This is a genomic window from Daeguia caeni, assembly GCF_042653845.1.
GTDB classification, from domain to species: domain Bacteria; phylum Pseudomonadota; class Alphaproteobacteria; order Rhizobiales; family Rhizobiaceae; genus Brucella; species Brucella caeni.
Window position 1 is genome coordinate 251,587 of sequence record NZ_JBHSEL010000053.1, and the last position, 18,194, is coordinate 269,780.

Consider the following 18,194-nt stretch of genomic DNA (forward strand, 5'->3'; position numbering starts at 1 on the left):
ATCACTTCAGCATCGGCCACAAGCTTGTCACCAGAAGCACGCCCATCACCCGGTTGAACCATGCAAGCCGCAGCGGATCGGCAAGCCACTTGCGCAGCAATGTACCAAAGCCAGCCCAGCTTGAGACACAGGGCAGATTGACCAGCGCGAAAACGGTACTGACCAGAACCACGGCCAGATTGTGGTCTTCATGCGTGGCATAGGTTGCAAGCCCCGTCACCGCCATGACCCATGCCTTGGGGTTGACCCATTGAAACAGCGCAGCCTGCAGGAAGCTCAGAGGCCGGGAAGACGATCTTGCATCCCCGATTGAGCGCGCCGTTGCAATCTTCCAGGCGAGATGAAGCATATAGATGCCACCGGTAAATTTCAGCGCCACATAGATCGACGGCATGGCCGCCATCAAGGCACCGAGCCCGAAGCCGACCGCCATCAGCAGCGAAAAGAACCCTGCCCCAATGCCTAACATATGCGGAATGGTGCGGCGGAAGCCGAAATTCACGCCAGAGGCAAGCAGCATCAGATTGTTTGGCCCCGGCGTGATCGAGGTGACAAAGGCAAAGACGAACAGCGCAAGGAAGATTTCAAATGACATGACGGCCGACATAGCGCCTTTCATGACGCATGGGACAATACGAAATGCTCCATCCAGCGCATTTCAAGGCATGATTTTCCGCACTCTTTGCCGCAGACGGGCCTGTCGGCGATGGCGCGACAAAGAAAAACCGGCGCAGGCAACTGATGCGCCGGTTTTGATCGATCAGCCATAAGGCCTGATTACAGGCCATCAGGCCCGCGATTCATCGCGGCAAGGCCCGTGCGGCAGATTTCCACCAGACCAAGCGGACGCATGATGGCGATGAACTGGTCGATCTTGGACGACTTTCCAGTCAGTTCAAAGATGAAATGATCGACCGTCGCGTCCACCACCTTGGCCTTGAAGGCATCGGCCAGGCGCAGCATTTCCGCCCGCGCTTCGCCATGGCCTGCCACCTTGACCAGCGCCAGTTCACGTTCGATCGGGCGGTCATGGCCAAGTTCGACTGCGCGCTCGGAAAGATCAACCACACGATGCACCGGAACAATGCGCTCCAGCTGATGGCGGATCTGTTCCAGCACATGCTGCGTGCCGCGCGTGACAATGGTGATGCGCGACAGATGCTGTTCCTGTTCGGTTTCCGACACCGTCAGGCTTTCGATATTATAGCCGCGACCGGAAAACAGGCCGATCACGCGGGCAAGCACGCCCGGTTCATTATCCACCAGCACGGCAAGCGTGTGGCTTTCTGGTTGCTGCGTTTCGGCGGCGATGAAATAGGCCGAGCCGGAAGCAAGATTCTGAGCGTTCATGACAATTCCTCCGGATCAAACGAGCGAACGGCCCTTGGCATCGATGGCAGTGGCAACAGCCTCATCCGTCGCCTCATCAGGCAGAAGCATTTCATTATGCGCCTTGCCGGACGGGATCATCGGGAAGCAGTTGGTGAGATTGGCCACGTGGCAATCGAAAATGACCGGCTTCCTGACGTCAATCATTTCCTGAATGGCGTCGTCGAGATCGCCCGGCTTTTCACAACGAATGCCGTGTGCGCCATAGGCCTCGGCCAGCTTGACAAAATCCGGCATGGCTTCCGTATAGGAATGCGACAGGCGGTTGCCATGCAGCAATTGCTGCCACTGGCGTACCATGCCCATATACTGGTTGTTCAGGATGAAGACCTTGATCGGCGCATCATGCTGGATGGCAGACGACATTTCCTGAATGCACATCTGAACCGATGCATCACCGGCAATGTCGATGACCAGCGCATCCGGATGGGCAATCTGCACGCCAAGAGCTGCCGGCAGGCCATAGCCCATGGTGCCCAGGCCGCCAGAGGTCATCCAGCGGTTTGGCTGGTCAAAGCCGAAGAACTGCGCCGCCCACATCTGATGCTGGCCAACCTCGGTGGTGATATAGGTGTCGCGCCCCCGGGTCAGGGCGCAAAGACGTTCAATCGCATATTGCGGCATGATGACGTCCTTGTTTGGCGTATAGGCCAGCGACTTGCGCGCACGCCAGCGGTCGATCTGCGCCCACCAATCGGCCATGTCCTGTTTGGACGGCTTCCTTTCCGAAGCGCGGAACTGGCGTACCAGATCTTCCAGAACCTTGGCGACATCGCCAACGATCGGCACATCGACACGAACATTCTTGTTGATCGAGGATGGATCAATGTCGATGTGGATCTTCTTGGAGTGAGGCGAGAAGGCATCAAGACGGCCGGTGATGCGGTCATCAAAACGCGCGCCAATGCACAGCATGACATCGCAATCATGCATGGTCATATTGGCTTCATAGGTGCCGTGCATGCCGAGCATGCCAAGCCAGTTCCTGCCCGATGCCGGATAGGCGCCAAGGCCCATCAGGGTCGAGGTGATCGGGAAATTGCCAAGCTCAACCAGCTCGCGCAGCAGACGGGTTGCCGCAGGGCCGGAATTGATGACACCGCCGCCTGTATAGATGACCGGGCGCTTGGCATTGGCAAGCAGCCTGACCGCCTCGCTGATAGCCACAGCATCGCCATTGACCACCGGGCGATAGCTGGTGCGCGGGGTCTTTTCCGGCGGCGTATAGATGCCCTTGGCGAACTGGATGTCCTTTGGGATATCGACGACAACCGGACCGGGACGACCGGTCGAGGCAATATGGAAGGCCTCATGCAGAATGTGTGACAGCTCGTTCACATCCTTGACCAGCCAGTTGTACTTGGTGCAGGGGCGCGTAATGCCAACCGTATCACATTCCTGGAAGGCATCGGAACCAATCAGCGTGGTTGGAACCTGGCCGGAAATGCAGACCAGCGGAATGGAATCCATCAGCGCATCCTGCAGGGGCGTAACCGCATTGGTCGCCCCCGGACCAGACGTCACCAGCATGACGCCAACCTTGCCGGTCGAGCGTGCATAACCTTCGGCTGCATGGCCTGCACCCTGTTCATGACGAACCAGAATGTGCCGGATCTTGTCCTGCTGGAACAGTTCGTCATAAATCGGCAGAACGGCACCACCCGGATAGCCGAAAATATCTGTCACGCCCTGATCGATCAGAGCCTGGATAACCATTTCCGCGCCGGTCATTTCGCGTGGATTGCCCGCCTCCTGCGAAGCAGCAGCGGTTTTGTCCGCTTCCTGTTTTCCTGCTGTCATTGCTGTCTTCCCGTCTCGTCTCAAATCCCTGGACCATTCTGGATAATAAAAAAGGCCCCCGAGGGAGCCTGTCTTTCGCGCATGGGAGCTTTCGCCGGGTGGCTATACCACCCTGCCCATGCGCGGTCGTACCACAAGAATGATCTTCGTGTTCGTTTTCATGCGGCGGACACTAATCATGCAAAAAGGCCGCGTCAACGCAAAATTATACGACAATCGACATTTTCTGATGCCGAAATGACGCAGCCGATAATATTATTTCGTTTAAGCAAACGAAAATGCCGCGCAGGCCGCTTCACCTGAGGAAAAAGACAGCCAACTTGCGTCAAGCTGATTGCGGAACCATGTCGACTGGCGCTTGGCATATTGGCCTGTGGCAATCACCGAACGCTCGATTGCCTCCTCGCGTGTCATCCCGCCCTTCAGAAAAGCTTCGATCTCGCGCACGCCAATGGCTTTCATCGCAGGCAGTGAACGATCAAGCTCCAGGGCAAGCAGTGCTCGCACCTCATCCAGNCAGTGCTCGCACCTCATCCAGCGCGCCCTGTTCCCACATCTGGGCAAAGCGACAGGCAATGCGCTCACGCAGCCATGCGCGATCAGGCATCAGCACGATCTTGCGCGCGCTTATGTCATCAACCAGCGCCTGCCCGCGCGCTTGCTGCCATTCAAGCAGTGACCGGCCAGTGCCTTCGATCACTTCCAGCGCCCGCGTGATGCGCTGTGTGTCGGTCGGGCGCAGCGTGGCAGCCATATGCGCATCACGCCTGACAAGCTCGGCATAAAGCGCTTCCGTCCCCTCTTCCTGACCGCGCTTGCGCCAACAGTCGCGCACTTCCTCCGGCACCTCCGGCATATGCGACAGACCTCCCAGCAATGCACGGAAATAAAGCCCCGTGCCACCGACAAAGATTGGCACACGCCCCTGCAGGTCGAATCGCGTCAGAAGAGCAGCCACATCGGCAAACCATTTTCCGGTAGAATAGGAGGCAGATGGTGGCACATGACCATAAAGATGATGCTCGGCAGAGGCCAGATCAGCCTTGCCCGGACGCGCGGTCAGCAGATTGAGCACATCATAAACCTGCATCGAATCCGTATTGACGATGAAACCACCTGTCGATCGTGCCGCATGAATGGCAAGAGCCGACTTGCCGCTCGCCGTTGGCCCGGCTATCAGGATAGCATTCTTGACCGCATCCTTACTCATTGCAGGAAAAGCTTCCTCATGTCTGCACCAGCCTCACTCGTCGCTACATTGATCGCCAATCCGGCCAGCGCCGCGCTCGTTCCATCCCTGGGGATTAAAGCGTCAGAGGCCGTGAATGCAACCGGACTTTACTGGCTGGCCGATAATATTGCCTGTGATATTCCGCTCCCGACCGGCATGGATGCCGCCGAAGCCGAAGCAAACCTGCGCACAGCCATTGACGGCGAACCAGTGGATGTCGTCGTGCAGGAACAGGACAAAAGACGCAAGAAGATACTGATCGCCGACATGGATTCCACCATGATCGCACAGGAATGTATCGATGAGCTGGCCGAAGAAGCCGGTCTGCGCGAACATGTCGCTGCCATCACCGCGCGCGCCATGAATGGCGAGATCGCATTCGAGCCTGCGCTGCGCGAACGTGTCGCCCTGCTCAAGGGGCTGCCCCTCGATGTCATCGACAAGGTGATCGCAACCCGCATCACACTTACGCCCGGCGGACCGGAACTTGTACGCACCATGCGCAGGCATGGATTCCATACTGCTCTGGTCTCAGGCGGCTTTACCGCCTTCACGCGGCGCATTGCCGAGATGATCGGCTTCAATGAGGACCGCGCCAATATTCTGATCGATGACGGCACCCATCTGACCGGCACGGTTGCCGAACCGATCCTGGGCCGCGAGGCCAAGTTTGAAAAGCTGGTCGAGATTGCAAAACGGCTTGGCCTCACCCCGGCTGATGCCATTGCGGTTGGCGATGGCGCCAATGATCTCGGCATGCTGCAACTGGCAGGAACCGGCGTCGCTCTCCACGCCAAGCCGGCCGTCGCCGCACAGGCCAAGGTCAGGATCGACCACGGCGACCTGACCGCCCTTCTCTATCTTCAGGGCTATCGCAAATCGGATTTCGTGCTCTGAAATCTGCGCAACGACGCCTGAATCGCATTGTCAGCATTTCCTGCTATCTGATTCAAATTGCAAAAAACGGCCGCGCAAATGCGCGGCCGTTTTCAATTGTTCTCACGACTTTCCGGTCAGCATGGCCGATCAGTCAATACGGATTGTCACGAAGCGCAATTCCCCTGAACGGGAGGCTAGCATGACCAGCGCATTCTTGCGCCCCTCGCGACGCAAGGCTTCGATGCGCTTCCTGACATCTTCCGGCGTCTTCACCGCAACCGAGCCGACATCGACAATCACATCACCTGTTTCGATGCGTTTTTCGCCTGCAGCCGAGCCCGACGCGACATGCACAACCACAACGCCCGTCACATCATCGGCAATGCCATATTCGCTGCGCAGATCATCGCTCAGGGCTGCAAGCGACATGCCGAGAATTCTGGTTCCAGCCTTGCCCGGCTGTTCCTTGCCCGGCTTGTCCGGCCTTGCCTGATCGGGCTTCTCATCCTCGATCACTGCATCGCCTTCCTCTGCATCGGCATCGCTGTTGGCTGCCGTTTCATCCTCGGCAAGCAGGCCGAGTTTGACCTTCAGCGTCTTTTCTTCGCCATTGCGGATAACGACCAGTTCCGCTTCCGATCCAACCGGGCTTTCAGCCACAAGCCGCGGCAGGTCGCGGGCGCTGGCCACCTCATGCCCGTCAAAACGGATGACAACATCACCCGGTTCGATCGCCTTGTTATCGACGCCTGAACCCTCAATCAGCCCGGCAACCAGCGCGCCCTTCGCCTCCTTGAGACCAAAGGTCTGGGCAACATCCTCCGTCACCGGCTGGATGCGCACGCCAAGCCAGCCGCGGCGGACCACACCAAATTCCTTCAGCTGATCAAGTACATTGACCGCCATTTCCGCCGGAATGGCAAAACCGATGCCGATCGAACCACCGGAAGGCGAAATGATCGCCGTATTGATGCCGATCACCTTGCCATCCATGTCAAACAGCGGGCCACCGGAATTGCCGCGGTTGATGGCGGCATCCGTCTGGATGAAATTGTCATAAGGGCCGGAATTGATGTCGCGCTTGCGTGCGGAGACAATGCCCGCCGTCACCGTGCCGCCAAGCCCGAACGGATTGCCAATGGCCAGTACCCAGTCGCCAATGCGCACCTGATCGGAATTGCCGAACGCAACAGCCTTGAGCTTGTGCTTTTTCGGATCAACCCGCAGCAGCGCCAGATCCGTCTTGGTATCCTTGCCAACCAGCTCCGCCTTCAGCTTGGCGCCATCATTGAAGTTGACCATAATCTCGTCCGCATCGGCAATGACGTGATTATTGGTGGCAATCAGCCCCTTTTCGGCATCGATGACAAAACCGGACCCCAGGGACTGCACCTTCTGGCTGCCATTGTCGCCACCACCCTTATTGTTGAAAAAATCCTTGAACAGATCCTGAAAGGGCGAGCCTTCCGGCACCTTTGGCGTCGGCACCGGACTGTCCGAATCATTGATCGTGTCGTCTTCAACCGTCTGGGTGGTGGAAATATTCACCACCGAATCAAGCAGCCCCTCGGCGATGTCGGCCACCGATGCGGGCCCGCGACGTGCCGGGGCTTGCGGGGCAATCTGCGCCGGCATTTGCGGCGAGACCTTCGCCGTTTCCTGCGCAAATACCGGCTCGCCAAGCGCGGTCGCGCTCATGGCCAGCGTTGCAAACAGGGTACGCACCACACCAGTCCTTGTGCCCCCCATCCTTGCTGCTTTCGCCATCAAGCCCACTCCATTCCTGATAACTGTTTCAATATTTGCCAATAATGCCTGACAATATGTGTCTTGAATTAAGGCCGGTTTACGACCGGCCCAGGAAGCAGCAGAAATATTGCCAGAGGATTATCCTCTGGCAATCCATACAATTGCGACACCGATCGCAAGGGCGGCAACGCCGGCAAGCCGCAAAGCGTTTTCCGGCATTTCGCTTGCCTCACGCGCAAGCTTCTTTGCCACGGCAGGAAAGCCGCCATAAAAGAGCCCCTCAAAGACGAAGAGCAATCCTACGGCGGCGAGAAAATCGCTCATGGCGTCTGATCCCGCCTATTTCTCCGGTTCTGCAAGCTTGCCGCCTGCATCACGGAAGAATTTGAAGAACTCGGAATCCGGCGAAAGCACCAGCGTCGTCTCCGGCGATTTCAGGGCCTCGCGATAGGCGGCCATGGAGCGATAGAAGGCAAAGAACCCCGGATCCTTCGCAGCTGCCTCGGCAAAGATGGCACTGCGTTCAGCCTCGCCCTCACCGCGCAGGATTTCCGACTCCTTGCGCGCTTCGGCCATGGTTTCAACAACCTGACGATCGGCAATGGCGCGGATGCGCTGGGCCGCTTCACGGCCGCGCGCACGCAGGCGCTCCGCCTCTGCCAGACGTTCAGCCTTCATGCGGTCATAGGTCTGCTGCGACACTTCGGTCGTCAGATCGGTACGGCGGATGCGCACATCAACGATGGTCAAGCCAAGCGAGGTCGCATCGGCGCGCAGCTGGTCACGCACCTCGCGCATCATTTCACCGCGTCCTTCCGATAGGGCTGCCTCAAAGCCGCGCTGGCCATAGACGCTACGCAATGCCGCATCAAGACGCGTGCGCAGGCGCTGTTCAGCCAGCGGAATGCTGCCCGAGACAGCCTCACGGAACTTGCGCGCATCGGTGATGCGATAGACGAGGAAAGCATCCACATCATAGAACTTGCCGCCCGAAACCTGGACACGGATATCGTCCAGATCAAAGCGCAACAGGCGGTCATCGATCATCTGCACCGTATCGGCATCAAAGAAGCCGAATGGCAGCTTGAAATAGATGCCCGGTTTGGTTTTCACGTCAACAATCTGGCCAAAGCGCAGCACAATGGCCTGCTGGCGTTCGTTCACGATGAAAACCGAGGCATAGAGAAGAATGCCGATAACCGCGATAATACCGACGATGAACGGGAATCTGTTTGATGACATGGTCAGTTGCCTCCCGTTGTCTTGGTTTCGGCCGCATCATTCTGTTTTTGACGCATCAGCTCATTCAACGGAAGATAGGGCACGACTTCCTTGCCTCCTTCAATGACCACCTTCTTGGAGCTCTTCAGCACGTCTTCCATGGTCTCGAGGAACAGACGGTTGCGCGTGACTTCAGGTGCCTTCTGATATTCCTTGAGCACAGAGGAGAAGCGCTGCGCCTCACCCTGGGCTTCCTGCACGACGCGGTTCTTGTAGGCGGCCGCCTCTTCGCGCAGCTGTGCCGCCTCACCGCGGGCCTGACCGAGTCTCTGGTTGGAATACTGGTTGGCTTCCTCGACGAAACGGTCTTCATCCTGCTCGGCGCGCTGCACTTCATCAAAGGCATCGGCCACTTCGCGCGGCGGCGAGGCATCCTCGATCGACACGGCATTGATCTGGATACCGGCATGATAGGAATCGAGCGTCTGCTGCATGATGTTGCGCACATCCTGCGCAATGGCCGCACGATTGTCGCGGAACACATCCTGCGCCGGACGACGGCCTACAATTTCACGCATGGCGCTTTCGGCCACCTGCTGCACCATGCCGTCCGGGTTGTCGACATTGAACAGATAGGCTTTTGGATCGGAAATACGGTAAAGCACCGAGAACTGCACATTGACAATGTTCTGGTCGCCCGTCAGCATCAGCCCTTGCGTGGCATTGCGTGTACCCTGACCGCCAATATTGATCTGCTTTTCCGCGATCTGCGCCTTTTCATAGGTTTCGATCGGCCAGAGATGGAAATGCAGACCCGGTTCGGAAACTTCCGCTTTCGGCTTGCCAAAGCGCATTTCAACCGCAAGCTCATCCGGCTGGACGGTATAGATCGACTGGAACAGCCAGAAACCAACCAGTGCCGCACCAATCAGGAAAATGACCGGCTTGTTGCTGCCGCCCACACCCGGGCCTCCCGGCAGCACCTGCTTCAGACGATCCTGACCTTTGCGCAAGATATCTTCCAGATCAGGTGGTGTATTGGGTCCGCCGCCGCGCGGCCTCTTTGGACCCTGCCCCCAGGGACCGCCATTGTTGTTGTCGCCACCACCGCCCCAAGGGCCGCCGCCATTCTGATTGCTCCAGGGCATTCTTACCTCTCGCTCGGAAACGGAAGTGCTGAATGCAAGCTCCCGTTTTCAAATAATCTTTTCGTTTTATAGGTATCGCGACACCAGGTTTCAACGCAATGCCTATAAAAATCGCCTGAAATGCTTAAGAAACCCGTCGATCATGGATCTCGAAACGTGTCGGGTGGCTGTCCTTTTCACCCATCGGCACCTCTTCATGCGAAACCATCTGCCATTCATCCGCTGCAAGTTCGGGGAAATACGTGTCGCCATCAATATGCGCCAGCACCCGTGTCAGATAAACCCGGTCGGTGAAAGGCAGCGCCTGCGCATATATATTGCCGCCACCGATAATGCAGACTTCATCAACGCCCAGTTCTGCCACAAGACTTTGGCCACGTTCCACCGCTGCCTGAAGAGAGGTGAAGACTTCAGCGCCTTCCGCCCTGAAGCCGGCATCCCGCGTCACGACCAGATTGGGACGTCCCGGCAGGGGCCTGCCAATCGACTCCCACGTCTTGCGCCCCATGATGACAGGCTTGCCAAGGGTAAGCGCCTTGAACCGCCTGAGGTCGCTCGAAAGCCGCCACGGCATGTCATTGTCCCGCCCGATGACACCATTCTGCGACACGGCAACCACGGCCGTAATCCTGGCCCTGCTGCTCATACCGCCACCGGCGCCTTGATATGCGGGTCGGCTTCATAGCCTTCCAGTCTGAAATCCTCGAAGCGGAAGGCAAACAGATCCTTCACATCCGGATTGACATGCATGACCGGCAGAGGCTTGGGCGTGCGGGTAAGTTGCAACCGCGCCTGCTCGAAATGGTTGGAATAGATATGCGCATCGCCAAATGTGTGGATGAATTCGCCGGGCTTGAGGCCGACAACCTGTGCAATCATCATCGTCAGCAGCGCGTAAGACGCGATATTGAACGGCACACCCAGGAAAATATCCGCCGAACGCTGATAGAGCTGGCAGGACAGCTTGCCATTGGCGACATAGAACTGGAACAGGCAGTGACAGGGTGGCAGCGCCATCTCATCGACCAGCGCCGGATTCCAGGCCGAAACAATCAGGCGGCGCGATTCCGGATTGCCATGCAGCATTTTCAGAAGATTGCTGATCTGGTCGATATGACGGCCATCGGGCGCAGGCCATGAGCGCCACTGATAGCCATAGACCGGGCCAAGGTCGCCCTTCTCATCGGCCCATTCATCCCAGATCGAAACACCATTTTCCTTCAGATAGGCAATATTGGTATCCCCCTTCAGGAACCATAGCAGCTCATAAATGATCGAACGCAGATGCAGCTTCTTGGTGGTAAGAACCGGAAAGCCCTCCTCCAGATTGAAACGCATCTGATAGCCGAAGACCGAACGCGTGCCCGTACCCGTACGGTCAGCGCGATCGACACCATTGTCGAGCACATGTTGAAGCAGATCGAGATAGGCGCGCATGAAATTGATTCCAGAATCGATTCGTCAGCCGTAGTATAGGCAAAAAACCCCGGCGGCGCGCACCGGGGTTTGCAACTCTGGCCTATTGCCATCAAACCTGGAACAATCCGGATTTTTACGGAACCGCCGGATTGCTCCGACATATTGTTTTCAGAGATCGCCCAGCTTTCCGAGCTGCTTGGCCACCAGATAATAAAAAGTGACACGCTGCTTGTTGCGGTCGCCCTTCATGACCTCAGCCACATGATTGACCACTTCCTCGGCCTTGGCCGCATCCGTGACGCCGAGCTTCTTTCCAACCCAGCTTTCGCGCACACGCTTGAGCTCCTCCGGATCGGTAGCAGAAACCAGTGAGGAATCGCGATTGCGCAAGGCAATGCCAAGATGCTTTACAATCTTTTCAACCACAGCCTCGTCAGCGGCAGCATCGTAACGGCGGACATCCGCGAGATAATCACTCATAAATCCTGTCTCCCTACCTACAGGGGAACCTAGCCCCGATCAGATCGCACGGAGTTTGACCCAGGTCATTATGCCAGCCCAAACCCGGTATTGTTCAAGGATTGACCAGCATTGACTGGCTGTCAATGAGAAATGAAGCGGCCGGCAGCGCCGGCAGAGCTTGTTCCCGGCATTTGTTGCAATGCGTGAAAATCATGCCTTTTGCCCTCTTCCATTCGCCGTCAACGCCACCTATATAAGACGCGCTGGCTCATGCCAGCTATGGCAATAAATGGACGATGTAATAAACCCATTGGACCCGGGGGCGGTACCCGGCGCCTCCACCAGAATACAGGGCCAGCGGAAAGGCGTTGTAGCTGTCTTGTGGCGGGGGCGAAACAGGATCGACAAGGGTGTAAAGATCGCTCTTTTGCCCGGCATTGTACCACCGTTATCGGGCTAACTTAATAGTTGCAAACGACAACTATGCGGAAGCTCGTCTCGCCGCTTAATGCGGTGCGAAAGCTTCAAATCAAGTCCTTGAGGTTCGCACTTTAAGGCGGGGTTCGGAGGTACCTGGCAACAGAAACCTCCACTTTTGTCTGCGTTTCTTCCCTTGAGATCGGAAAAACCCTCTTCCAAAGCCGGTCCGGTTGTGCTCATCTGCGGCCGCGACAGCACGCTGGCAATTGATGAATCTTCTTGAAATTTCTCATAGAAAACTTGACATCCCCCCTCGAATCCGTGGGATAAGAAACGCATGGCACAGGATCTCATCCGTTACGACATTCTCGCTCAGGAAGCCCTACGCGGCGTCATTCGCAAGGTTCTTGCGGAGGTGGCCAAGGCTGGTTTGCCGGGCAACCATCATTTCTTCATCACGTTCCTCACTGGAGCGCCTGGAGTGCGCATTTCGCCGCGCCTCAGAGAGAAATATCCCGAGCAGATGACCATTGTCCTGCAGCATCAGTTTTGGGACATGGTGGTCACGGATCAGATGTTTGAAGTGGGGCTGTCCTTTGGCGATATTCCGGAACGGCTGACCATACCTTTTGCCGCCATTCGCGGTTTCTATGATCCATCGGTCAATTTCGAACTGGAATTCGACGTTGCCATCATCCAGCCGGAAGGCGACAATGATGAAGGCAAGGGCGAGGCAATGATCGATCCTGCACCCATACAGCCCCTTGAAAAGCCGGCCAAACCTACCACAAAGTCGCACAATGCAGCCGAGACGGCTGATGGCAATGACAAGAAGCCTGCCGGAGAAAAGACGGGAGAAGCAGCGTCCAAGCCTTCGGCCGATGTCGTTTCGCTTGATGCCTTCCGCAAGAAATGATTGTCAGCTGACTGGCCGTTGCAATCCCCCCCCGGGGCCGGGAGTGATTCCGCCTCTTCATGAGAGATCCGGCTGTTCGCCGATCAATGCAGTGGCCATTGCGCTCTTCAGGCCGAACCAGGCGCAGTGGCCGCAATCGGATCATCAGGAAACCCGCGTGCTGGTGAATTTCCTGATAGCGCATTTCGTTTGATGCTGTTTTAATGGAAAACTCTTCTGGCGCCTCAAATCTTGCCAGCAGAAACATAACTTGTCACGAGACAGATGAATGTGCCGGTGCGGGGCTTGCCTTGTCCGGCGCGTCGCGTTTACTGCGGGGATAGTCATGATCAGATTGATCGCTCAGCTTATCTTGTGGTTCAGCGGACTTGTTGCCGCTTTCTTTGTCGCAAGGGACGCGCCCAATTTCCCTCTCATGCAGATGACCTTTGGCCTTTTGCTGCTGGCGCTCGTCTCGGTCGCGATCTGGTGGTTTACCAATCCGAAAGAGCCGAAGAAATGAGCGAAATCATCAATCTGCGCCAGTTCAGAAAGCGAAAGGCGCGCGACGCCAAAGAAAGGCAGGCTGAGCAGAACCGTATCCTGTTCGGCCGTACCAGAGCCGAGAAGGAACTGGCCAGCAGAGAGGCAGAAAAGGCCGAGCGCTTTCTCGAGCGCAACCGGCTGGAGCGCCCAGCCCCATCAGACGACACGCGCGAGTAAGACCAATGCGCAAACACTCCGTCAGCATTCGCGGCCATGCCACCAGCTACACACTGGAAGATCCGTTTTTTGCGATCATTGAGGAAATCGCGGCAAAGCGCGGCATTTCGGTGGCTGCCCTCGTGGCGGAAGTCGACGCCAGACGTGAGCGCCAGACCAATCTTTCATCGGCACTGCGTCTGCATGTTCTGGAATATCTGAAAGCGCAGATTCCGCAATAATCAGGGCTGAATGGATGGGCTTTTGCCTGTGTCTTGCGGCGCCCGATCAGGCGGCGCTCCCCTTTCCAGACCCTTCAGGAAATCATCAAGACCTTCCACTGGCCCCAGTCCTTGTCCATGTGACATCTGCTCCGCACGTCTTTTCTCTTGTGCGGCCAACTCTGCCCTGCGACGGTTTTCTTCTTCGATCCGCGCCCGTTCGCGCGCTTCTTCCTGCGCTTTCAGAAGCCCCAGCTGACGGCGCAGCGCCTGTTTTTCCATCAGGGCGGCTTGCATGGCCTCAACGCGATCCTGTTCGCGTTCCAGTGCACGTTGTGTCAGGAACTGCGTCAGCGGCTGGCGGTCAAGGCGAATCCGCGGCGCATCATAATTGCCGTCCAGTTCAAAATGGATTTCCGGCAAAAGCCCTGCTTCCCTGTCCGTCGCATGGATGAAGGCCAGGGTCCCGCTGCCGCCAAGCGCAAGCGTGACAAGATCAAGCTGCACCTCTCCTTTCAGTACTGCCCTGGCCGTGGCCAGATCAAGCGGTGCGATGCGCACCTTGCCACCGGCAATCGCTGCATCCAGATGCACATTGCCAAGTGCCAGATGGCCAGGCCCTGTTGCCTCTTCGGCAATCACGGCAAACCTTCTGCTATCGAGCGTCTCTCCATTCGGCTTCTGGTCAACTGCAAGATCCGTCGCCTGCAGCATGCGCGGCAAAGCATTTTCGTCAAAGCCGTGAATGGTAAAATTCTCGATATCAATGGATGCCGCACCCGCGAGCGAACCAATCAGCGCCGTCACATTCTCGCCCGACCCCGTCACCGACATTTCGGCCTTCACAATGCCGCTCAGCGGCGTTTTTCCGTCAGGACGGTAAAACCCGGAAAGCGGAGCGCCAGCCCATTTGAGCTCACCTGAAAGCATTGCCTGCGTCGCAGCACTTTCCAGCGACACCATGCCGGTCAGAAAACCGCCGCTCCAGTTGCCCGCAAGCTCGGAAAGCCGCAGCCTGCTTGCACCTTTCTCGATCCGCGCCGAAAAATCGCGCATTTCACCAAAGCTTGCCATGAAGGCGGTCCCAGCATTCACGCGCAGGTCGAACAGCAGCGGGAATGTCGGATGGGCGGCAAATTTTTTGTGCGGCCAGACGGACTTCGCCGTGGGTGCGACAGGCTCAATCGCATCATGCCCCAGCATGATCGCGGCCAGGCTTTCCAGATCGATGCTTTCGAGGCCGACCTCGCCCTTGATCTGCGGCAGGCCATTATCGGAAAGATTGGCTTCAATGCGTGCCTTGAGCTCTTCCTCACCCAGCCTGCCGGCAAGATTGGGCAGGCGCACAATTCCCTTGGCGAACTGGAAGTCGCTGGCAAGATCAACGCGCAATCCCTCGCCAAAGCCCGGCAGCGCATAGCCGGCCGTGGCAATGAAGGGCTGCAGGTCAGCCGCCTTGAGCTGCCCCTTGCCGCTTGCGGCAATGTCATTGCCGACCATGGAGATCACACCATCAAAGGAAGCCGTGCCATCCGGCGCCGTGAGCATCAGCGATGTGCGCATGCCAGCACTTGGCGTGCCCTGCATCGTCAGATCGGCCGACAGATCCCCAACCAGCCCCAGCGGCAGGGTGGGCAATCCGATCAGCGCCAGAACGGCTTCGCCATGTGGCGATGATGCCGTACCATTGAGCTGCATCTGCAGCGGCTCGCCTTCCCTGTCGCCGCCGCTTGCCGTGCCGGCAAGATCAAGCTTCATGCCGCCTGCCTTGCCGCTCAGGCTGAAGGAAATTTCGTCATGTGCAGGCGGCGTTTGCGTCTTCAAGTCCAGCGTGCGCGCGGCTTTGCCATTGCTGGTTGCCGGCTTTGCCACCACAGCATCGGCTTGTCCTGCCGCCGGAGCCGCCTGCGCTGCATTGGCAATGATGTTGAGTTCTGTCTGCTCGAACAGGCCGGCAAAATTGCTGGTGCGCATGGACAGACCATGCAGCAGCGGCACCTGCGGATAGTGGTTGGCAAGCATTGTCAGGAATGGCGCAAGATCGCTTGAAAGAATGGTGGCGTCGAGCGACCCTGAAGGAGCACTGGCCGAAAGGTCGTAGGTACCGGTTGCCGTCACGGTCGTGCCGGCCACATCGGCAATCATGAAACGGTCAAAATCAAACCGGCCGTCATGCAGGCGAAATGCGATATCGACACTGCCTGCCTCCATATCATCAAACCGCACCGGACCCGCCTTGAAGGCGACCGAGACAAGCTGGCCATTGAGCCAGCCAATGCCATCTTCCTGGAAGAAAAAGCCGGCAAGCGCCTGAATTGATTCGCTTTCCACCGACTCGCCATGCAGCCTGAGATCAATGGTCGGCGCAGAGACACCATTGTCCTGCCGCACGAAGGAACCCTTGATCGTCGTCTGCCCAAGCCCGATTTCCAGATCATCGATCCGCTGCACATTGTCGCGCAGATCAACCTTGCCGGAAAATCCGGCTGCGGTGAGCTTGCGCATGGCCTCTCCCACTGCCTTCTCATTGAGCCATGAGGCAAGGCCTGCCGGCTGGCGCGAGGCAACCAGCAGATCGCCCGAAAAGCCAAAGGCATTGCCGACCGTCAACAGGCCAGCCGCCTCGATCTTTGTCCGCCCCGGCAGGTCGGCGGCAAATTGCTGGATGTTCCAGCCATTTTCAGCCGGTTCTGCCTTGATGGTCACCGCGCGGATGGTCGTATCACCGGCGACAATGGCAGGCAGACGCAGATCGATATTGCCTGGAATGGAGATGATCGGCAGCTGCTCCAGCACGCGCCGCCAGTTGGCGATACGGTTTGGCTGTGCCACATCGGCCGTGGGCTGCGTGCCATCGGCCGCATTGCCTAGACCAAGGAAGAGTTGCTGCCCATCGGCGCTGATCTCAAAACGTGGGGCCGTGCCATAATCAATGAAGGCCTTGCCATTGACGACATAGGGATTGTCGGCAGGCCCCTGTTCCATGCGGAACTCGCTGGCGTCAAAACGCTGTCTGTCGGCGCTGAACTTGCCGGTCAGGCGCAGATCGCTGAAAAAGGGCTTGTCGCTGCTTGTCCTGGTACTGTTTTGGGCATTGTTCCTGACATTCTGCGCCTGTCCAAGCATATCGACCGAACGCAGGGCAAAATTGCCGGCATAGGTAAGCCGCCCATCCTGGATCTGCATATCGCCATCCATGTCAAGACTGGCCGGCATCCCCTCCGGTGACACACGCAGGCGAAGGCGCATGCTGCCATCCGGCTTGGCCTCGCCGCTTGTCATGTCCACGGCCAGCTGATGGCCTTCCAGATCAAGATGGCCATTGGCCGTCCACGGGCCGGCAAGACTGGTGGCGGAAAGCACGGCATTGACATCCCGCGCCACCAGCCTGCGTCCATTGGCCTCGTCGGCCAGCGTGATCGTGCCATTGCTGATATCGAGCCGCTCGACCTTGATATGCATCGGATCAACCGGCGTGGACGGACGCAGGGCCCAGTCCACTCGCCCGGCCTTGTCGAGCGTGATGGTGACATTTGGGCGTTCCACCCGCATATCGAAAATCAGCACCTGCCCGCGCAGGAACGGCAGAAGTTCGGCATCCATGGAAAAACGCTCGACCGTCATGGCCGCAGGCGCGCCCTCCTCCCCGATGCGCACATCGGAGAATGTCACCGAAGGAAATGGCAGAAGACGCGCGCGCACATCACCCGCCACCCGCACCGGACGGCCGAGGATCACCCCTGCCTCGCGCTCGAAATCAGCCCGGTATCCGCTCCAGTCAACCAATGGAGGAACGACAAGGGCCGCTGTCAAAAGCAGCACCAGAAAACCGCCAATTATGACGAATATACGCGCCAAACTCTACTCCGGATTGCTCAGCCAATGCGCCGTTGCAAGACAGGACTGCCTGAATCACGGCATTCTCATCACCGCAACATAATGATATTGATCGGGCGACAACAAGGCAAAAGACAAAAGCCAGCCCCGAAACGGACCGGTCCTGAATCATTTTGCAAGAAACTTGCCGCAAACCCCTGTTTCGATTCCGGAAAACCTGCCTCCCATTCCTGCCGCATCATGCGCTTGGCAGTGCAAGCCCGGCAAGATCCAGCCCCAGAAAAACGGCAAGCCCGCGCACGACAAGATTATGGTCTTCCCGCTGCGGCAGACCGGAAACCACCACCGCGCCAATGGCGCCAATCCCCGCCACCCGGATCGGAAAGCCGCCGCCCGCCAGCGCATAATCCTCGACATTGAGCCCGCGATGGGGCGCAAACATGGAGTCGTCCCGGTTATGCTGCAGCACCAGCCGATAGGTCGCGGCATGAAAACGCCGCACCACATTGAACTTGCGGCGGATCCATTCATGATTGTCTGCGCTTGTCCCGGCGGTTGCCGCAAAGAACAGCCGCCTGTCCCACAGCGATATATCGATTGCCACGCCGAGTTTTTCCTCAAGGGCAATGTTGCGGATCAGGCTGCCAAGCTCAAAAGCGGTGTTTTCATCAAAGCGCGTAAAGGTAAGCGCCTCCTCCTGCCGGATGATATGCTCAATCTGATGCCGTATTTCCTCACCTTTCGCCATGGCATTTCCTTCCCTGATTCTGTGGCAGCTGTTACCCTTTATACAGGGACTTTATGGATGGCACATGCGTCAT

The 18,194-nt window shown here is 57.7% G+C and carries 17 protein-coding genes, 1 other RNA gene and 1 pseudogene; 6 read left to right on the plus strand and 13 right to left on the minus strand.

The genetic code is table 11. From position 1 onward, the window contains the following. Nucleotide 1 precedes the first annotated feature (1 nt). The 4 genes and pseudogenes from ACFO1V_RS09105 to miaA all read right to left on the minus strand — a co-directional run bounded on the left by ACFO1V_RS09105 (nucleotide 2) and on the right by miaA (nucleotide 4,399). A complete protein-coding gene (locus ACFO1V_RS09105) occupies nucleotides 2-595 on the minus strand; it encodes a LysE family translocator (RefSeq protein WP_374829652.1) in 594 nt (197 codons plus the stop codon). Nucleotides 596-777: 182 nt separating this feature from the next. Beyond that, nucleotides 778-1,350, minus strand: coding sequence for an acetolactate synthase small subunit (ilvN, locus tag ACFO1V_RS09110; RefSeq protein ID WP_374829224.1), 573 nt, complete (start codon nucleotides 1,348-1,350; stop codon nucleotides 778-780). A gap of 15 nt (nucleotides 1,351-1,365) precedes the next feature. Continuing rightward, nucleotides 1,366-3,189: an acetolactate synthase 3 large subunit gene (locus tag ACFO1V_RS09115; RefSeq protein ID WP_374829222.1), complete on the minus strand. Its 1,824-nt coding sequence runs from the start codon at nucleotides 3,187-3,189 to the stop codon at nucleotides 1,366-1,368. Between the two features lie 264 nt (nucleotides 3,190-3,453). Next, nucleotides 3,454-4,399 (minus strand): annotated as a pseudogene (gene miaA / locus ACFO1V_RS09120) (tRNA (adenosine(37)-N6)-dimethylallyltransferase MiaA). A gap of 18 nt (nucleotides 4,400-4,417) precedes the next feature. Between miaA and serB the strand changes: the two are divergent. Further along, nucleotides 4,418-5,317: a phosphoserine phosphatase SerB gene (gene serB / locus ACFO1V_RS09125; RefSeq protein WP_374829218.1), complete on the plus strand. Its 900-nt coding sequence runs from the start codon at nucleotides 4,418-4,420 to the stop codon at nucleotides 5,315-5,317. A 129-nt stretch (nucleotides 5,318-5,446) separates the two neighbouring features. On the opposite strand, the gene ACFO1V_RS09130 is transcribed toward serB, so the two are convergent. The 7 genes from ACFO1V_RS09130 to ACFO1V_RS09160 form a co-directional block, all read right to left on the minus strand. Continuing rightward, nucleotides 5,447-7,066, minus strand: coding sequence for a Do family serine endopeptidase (locus tag ACFO1V_RS09130; protein WP_374829216.1), 1,620 nt, complete (start codon nucleotides 7,064-7,066; stop codon nucleotides 5,447-5,449). Nucleotides 7,067-7,186: 120 nt separating this feature from the next. Then, the gene (locus ACFO1V_RS09135; RefSeq protein ID WP_374829214.1) at nucleotides 7,187-7,372 is read right to left on the minus strand and encodes a DUF2065 domain-containing protein; all 186 of its coding nucleotides are present in this window, start codon (nucleotides 7,370-7,372) and stop codon (nucleotides 7,187-7,189) included. Nucleotides 7,373-7,387: 15 nt separating this feature from the next. After that, nucleotides 7,388-8,290 (minus strand): protease modulator HflC, encoded by a 903-nt coding sequence (gene hflC, locus ACFO1V_RS09140; protein ID WP_374829212.1) that lies wholly within the window; start codon nucleotides 8,288-8,290, stop codon nucleotides 7,388-7,390. Between the two features lie 2 nt (nucleotides 8,291-8,292). Continuing rightward, nucleotides 8,293-9,417, minus strand: coding sequence for an FtsH protease activity modulator HflK (gene hflK / locus ACFO1V_RS09145; protein WP_374829210.1), 1,125 nt, complete (start codon nucleotides 9,415-9,417; stop codon nucleotides 8,293-8,295). A gap of 124 nt (nucleotides 9,418-9,541) precedes the next feature. Continuing rightward, a complete protein-coding gene (locus tag ACFO1V_RS09150; protein ID WP_374829208.1) occupies nucleotides 9,542-10,063 on the minus strand; it encodes a dihydrofolate reductase in 522 nt (173 codons plus the stop codon). Next, on the minus strand, nucleotides 10,060-10,854 hold the full coding sequence (locus tag ACFO1V_RS09155) for a thymidylate synthase (protein WP_374829206.1): 795 nt from the start codon (nucleotides 10,852-10,854) through the stop codon (nucleotides 10,060-10,062). Before ACFO1V_RS09155 ends, ACFO1V_RS09150 begins: the two co-directional genes overlap by 4 nt. A gap of 150 nt (nucleotides 10,855-11,004) precedes the next feature. After that, nucleotides 11,005-11,316 carry a DUF2853 family protein gene (locus tag ACFO1V_RS09160; RefSeq protein WP_374829204.1) on the minus strand — a complete coding sequence of 104 codons (312 nt, stop codon included), beginning with the start codon at nucleotides 11,314-11,316 and terminating at the stop codon, nucleotides 11,005-11,007. A 205-nt stretch (nucleotides 11,317-11,521) separates the two neighbouring features. Between ACFO1V_RS09160 and ssrA the strand changes: the two genes are divergently transcribed. From ssrA to ACFO1V_RS09185, 5 genes are all read left to right on the plus strand, one after another. Further along, nucleotides 11,522-11,892, plus strand: a transfer-messenger RNA (tmRNA) gene (gene ssrA, locus ACFO1V_RS09165). Between the two features lie 163 nt (nucleotides 11,893-12,055). Beyond that, nucleotides 12,056-12,634, plus strand: coding sequence for an SspB family protein (locus ACFO1V_RS09170; protein WP_374829202.1), 579 nt, complete (start codon nucleotides 12,056-12,058; stop codon nucleotides 12,632-12,634). Between the two features lie 325 nt (nucleotides 12,635-12,959). Beyond that, entirely contained in the window at nucleotides 12,960-13,136 is a 177-nt protein-coding gene (locus tag ACFO1V_RS09175; protein WP_374829200.1) for a hypothetical protein, read from the plus strand. Beyond that, nucleotides 13,133-13,336, plus strand: coding sequence for a DUF4169 family protein (locus ACFO1V_RS09180; protein WP_374829198.1), 204 nt, complete (start codon nucleotides 13,133-13,135; stop codon nucleotides 13,334-13,336). Before ACFO1V_RS09175 ends, ACFO1V_RS09180 begins: the two co-directional genes overlap by 4 nt. A gap of 5 nt (nucleotides 13,337-13,341) precedes the next feature. Then, nucleotides 13,342-13,557 (plus strand): ribbon-helix-helix domain-containing protein, encoded by a 216-nt coding sequence (locus ACFO1V_RS09185; protein ID WP_374829196.1) that lies wholly within the window; start codon nucleotides 13,342-13,344, stop codon nucleotides 13,555-13,557. Here ACFO1V_RS09185 and ACFO1V_RS09190 read toward each other — a convergent pair whose 3' ends face one another. Together ACFO1V_RS09190 and ACFO1V_RS09195 are read right to left on the minus strand one after the other, a co-directional pair. Next, nucleotides 13,558-17,394 (minus strand): AsmA family protein, encoded by a 3,837-nt coding sequence (locus tag ACFO1V_RS09190; RefSeq protein WP_374829194.1) that lies wholly within the window; start codon nucleotides 17,392-17,394, stop codon nucleotides 13,558-13,560. 217 nt (nucleotides 17,395-17,611) lie between these two features. Beyond that, the gene (locus tag ACFO1V_RS09195) at nucleotides 17,612-18,121 is read right to left on the minus strand and encodes a heme-degrading domain-containing protein (RefSeq protein ID WP_374829192.1); all 510 of its coding nucleotides are present in this window, start codon (nucleotides 18,119-18,121) and stop codon (nucleotides 17,612-17,614) included. Nucleotides 18,122-18,194 lie beyond the last annotated feature (73 nt).